Source organism: Novipirellula rosea, from assembly GCF_039541335.1.
GTDB lineage: Bacteria > Planctomycetota > Planctomycetia > Pirellulales > Pirellulaceae > Novipirellula > Novipirellula rosea.
The window spans coordinates 1-1572 of record NZ_BAABGA010000053.1; the positions used below are offsets into that span (position 1 = coordinate 1).

At 57.0% G+C, this 1572-nt stretch carries 1 protein-coding gene and 1 pseudogene; both read left to right on the plus strand.

Annotated features, from left to right (window positions below):
- Positions 1-239: pseudogene (locus ABD971_RS20990) on the plus strand (hypothetical protein); the annotation flags it as partial.
- 145 nt (positions 240-384) lie between these two features.
- Positions 385-1359, plus strand: a complete 975-nt coding sequence (locus tag ABD971_RS20995; protein ID WP_345325293.1) for an SPFH domain-containing protein — start codon at positions 385-387, stop codon at positions 1357-1359.
- Positions 1360-1572 lie beyond the last annotated feature (213 nt).

Consider the following 1572-nt stretch of genomic DNA (forward strand, 5'->3'; position numbering starts at 1 on the left):
GGGAGGAGGGGGGAGGAAGTGAGGAGTGGGGAGCGGGAGGAAGGGAGAGGGGGAGAGGGGGAGAGGGGGAGAGGGGGAGAGGGGGAGACACGGAGACACGGAGACACGGAGACACGGAGACTGGGAGACTGGGAGACTGGGAGACTGCGGACCCCAAAAACGCCTTGAAGCGGCAGCAGCAGATACAGACCAGAAACCTGATCCGTCTTGCTCGTGACGGGCAGGGACTGAAAATCTGACATTGGCGCGCCCTTGCAACGCCGTTTTCCCCGCCTAGCTCTTTGGTCAGCCCGTAGGAAAAGAGTGCGATTTTAAGGGTATCATGAATCTTCAGTCCCAAAATGCACGTCACATCTCGTTCGCCATCGTCCAGGAACCGCGTCCATGTCTTCTGCAATGAATCAAAACCCCAGCTCGGGCACTCATCCAGTGCATCCCGAAAAACTGCTCCGTCCCAACACGGGTTGGTTCGCTTTGTTTGCCTGCCTGGGGTTGATCCTCTTTGGCGGCTTCACCTTGATTGCCGCCACCGCGGCCGGAAATGGTTTCTTTGCGATCCTCGGGGTGCTGATGATTCCGTCGGGGATCATAGGGATGTTCGGATTAATGGCGATCGCGCCAAATGATTCTCGCGTCTTGCTGCTGTTTGGTGACTATCGCGGAACCGTCAAAGAGTCGGGCTTCTTTTGGGTCAACCCATTTTTTTCCAAACGAAAAGTGAGCTTGCGTATCCGCAACTTTGAAACGGGATCATCCTCCACTCCGGAAAAGAAGGACGCGGCGGGCACAGTGGTACAGTGGAAGAGCCGATCAGCAAGCCGTCCGTCCAAGGTCAACGACCGAGATGGAAACCCGATTGAAATCTCCGCGGTCGTCGTCTGGAAAGTCACCGATACCGCTGAAGCGTTGTTCGAGGTCGATGACTATGAAAACTTTGTCGAGGTTCAAAGTGAGGCAGCGCTGCGAAGCTTGGCGACACGCTACCCGTACGATAGTGAAGACCATGAACAATCGCTTCGCGGCAGCACCGAAGAGATCTGCAGCAAACTTCGCGAAGACATCCAAGAGCGACTCGAGAAAGCTGGTGTGAACGAGATCGAGGCTCGCATCAGTCACTTGGCCTACGCGCCGGAAATCGCCTCCGCGATGCTACAGCGTCAGCAAGCCGGCGCCGTGGTCGCCGCTCGCACCAAGATCGTCGAAGGTGCTGTGGGAATGGTCGAGATGGCATTGGAGCATCTCAAACGAGACGAAATCGTCGAATTGGATGCGACACAGCGAGCCTCGTTGGTTTCGAATCTGTTGGTGGTGCTGTGCAGCGACCGCCACGCTCAGCCGGTTGTGCAAACGGGAGCGTGACCTCCGGAGCGTTAAAACTTTGGGGGTGTAGTGGTTTGCCAGTTGCGCAACGTTGATACCACCTCTCCCAAGCGTCAGCTGGGAGAGGCGATACGACACAAGTGACCTCTCCCGAGCGCCAGCTGGGGAGAGGTCGGACGGGCCCTTCAGGCGAGCCCTTTCAAGCTAGCACTCATGCGGCTCTCTTGGCGAGGATTCTTGCCGTTGATATAT